The following is a 2,159-nucleotide window of genomic DNA, read 5'->3' as shown; positions in this document are numbered from 1 at the left end:
TGGATATAAGCCGCCGTTTAGATTTATCCGAATGAGTAGTTGGAGAAATGCGCAAAGTCCTCTAGCCAGTTATGCGATGCCAAACCAATGGTTCAACGAACTGGGGTTGGTAAATCTTGAGCAAGTAGGAACAGGGTATGTGTTTAGCAATTATGCTGAATGGAAGTATGCATGAGCCGTATACGAGGTCCGTACGTACGGTTCTGTGAGAGGGATGAGGCGGTAACGCCTCACCCTACTCGATTACATCTTGAGTTGCAACTTCAATGCGCATCTATTGATAAATGCAAAGCATATCCATGTAGCTATTGGCTAATTTGTTAATACTTTCTTTGTCTGCCACTCGGTTTGCTTGCACAAACAGTGAGTAGCACAGACCGTGGAATAGCATAGTCAACGCTTCTGGGTCGTGCTTGTCACACACCTCCCCACGTTCAATCGCTTTGCTGAAGACGTTTTTCACCAGTATCCGATTGGTTCGGTTGGTTGACATAAATAGCGGCCACACTTCATCGCGGGTTGAGGCACTCCATTCGAACCATACTTTCAACCAGTGACAATCCTGATAGCTAATTTCCACTAACTCGTTGGTGATGTTGTTGAGGTTATTTTTGGCCGGTAAGTCTAAATCAATGTTGTCGGTTAAGAAGTTAGAGAACTGACGAACGACGTAATTAAGTACTTCATCGACCAAATCTTCGCGGGTAGGGAAGTAGTTGAAAACAGTGGCTACCGACACTTGAGCAATTTCAGCGATATCCGCGTGACCACCTCGGCCAATGCCGCGTCTGGCGAAAACTTCTAGTGCGATTTCCATCAGTTGTTGTTTACGTTTCTGGGGGGATAGCCTCGTTCTTGGCCGTTTCTCGATAGATGCGTCCATAATAGTGAATCCTTGCCGTTTGAGTTGTTCGTTGAGTGTTTGCCACTCTAATGATTATTTTATTATTTGTTTTAAAACTTTATGAGTGTACTGGTGCATATTCTGAATATCAACGTTTCAATTAATACATTCATCTCAATTATTAAAATTGAGTTTTATCAACAGTTTCATTTTCTATAGCCAGATAGTCGGGCCTCTAGATAGGAGAAATGATTAACTCTACTGCCTGGCGGTGGTACTATACGCGGCGAAGAATTTCAGTGGCACTATGATTCGATTATTGAATCATCGTTCCCCAATCAAACGAGAATGGTATGAAGCATACAGTTGAAGTAATGATTTCTGAGCAAGAAGTTCAGGAACGTATCCGTGAGCTAGGTAAGCAAATCACGCAACACTACCAAGGTAGCCAAGACTTGGTACTGGTTGGCTTGTTGCGTGGTTCTTTTGTTTTCATGGCTGACTTGGCGCGAGCAATTGAATTGACTCACCAAGTCGATTTCATGACAGCATCTAGCTACGGTAACTCTATGACGAGCTCTCGTGATGTGCGCATCCTGAAAGATCTGGATGATGACATCAAAGGTAAAGATGTACTGCTTGTCGAAGACATCATTGATACAGGTAACACGCTAAACAAAGTGAAAGAAATTCTTTCGCTACGTGAGCCTAAATCAATTCAGATTTGTACCTTGCTTGATAAACCGTCTCGTCGTGAAGTCAATGTTGAAGTTTCGTGGATTGGTTTTGAAATTCCGGATGAATTTGTTGTCGGTGTCGGCATCGATTATGCACAAAAATACCGTCACTTACCCTTCATTGGTAAAGTTATTCCACAAGAGTAATTGCTAGCTCCACAAGCGTAATCGCGGGTTGATAAAAAAGATAAAAGCCCACTTAGTGGGTAATGCCAATCAGTTAAGAGAATCCTCGTTCCCATGCTCTGAAGTGACCCCCAATAGTTGGACAACCAATTATTGGGGGTCTTTTATTTATGTCCACAGACAGTCGCGAGTTAAAGTTCACAGTAGCTAAAAAGTATCTTGATGGCTCCACTCCTCGAGAGCTCGCTGAAAAATATTCTGTCCCAACAAAACATGTTCGTTATTGGGCTCATGTTTTCACTATGCATGGTTCAAATTCATTTTTAATTGATGGCCATTCTCTTAGTGCGGAAGCTAAGCTGGAAGCGTTGCAATTATTGTGGACAAAGGGCTGGTCTGTCAGACACACTAGCGCGGTGTTAAACCTCTCTTTCCCTACGACGTTAACGAGT

General features: G+C 42.9%; 2 protein-coding genes and 2 pseudogenes. 3 read left to right on the top strand and 1 reads right to left on the bottom strand.

Annotation, left to right across the window (positions count from 1 at the left end):
- Positions 1-175 (top strand): annotated as a pseudogene (locus ACK5MF_RS09465) (group II intron reverse transcriptase/maturase); the annotation flags it as partial.
- Between the two features lie 99 nt (positions 176-274).
- Here the strand turns inward: ACK5MF_RS09465 and ACK5MF_RS09460 are convergent.
- Positions 275-883 (bottom strand): LuxR/HapR/OpaR family quorum-sensing transcriptional regulator, encoded by a 609-nt coding sequence (locus ACK5MF_RS09460; protein WP_416921585.1) that lies wholly within the window; start codon positions 881-883, stop codon positions 275-277.
- A 314-nt stretch (positions 884-1,197) separates the two neighbouring features.
- On the opposite strand from ACK5MF_RS09460, the gene hpt reads away from it, so the two are divergent.
- Positions 1,198-1,728: a hypoxanthine phosphoribosyltransferase gene (gene hpt / locus ACK5MF_RS09455; protein WP_416921583.1), complete on the top strand. Its 531-nt coding sequence runs from the start codon at positions 1,198-1,200 to the stop codon at positions 1,726-1,728.
- Between the two features lie 149 nt (positions 1,729-1,877).
- A pseudogene (locus tag ACK5MF_RS09450) lies at positions 1,878-2,159 on the top strand (helix-turn-helix domain-containing protein); the annotation flags it as partial.

The sequence above is a fragment of the Vibrio sp. genome, from assembly GCF_047973365.1.
GTDB lineage: Bacteria > Pseudomonadota > Gammaproteobacteria > Enterobacterales > Vibrionaceae > Vibrio.
This window is presented reverse-complemented; position numbering and strand designations above follow the sequence as displayed.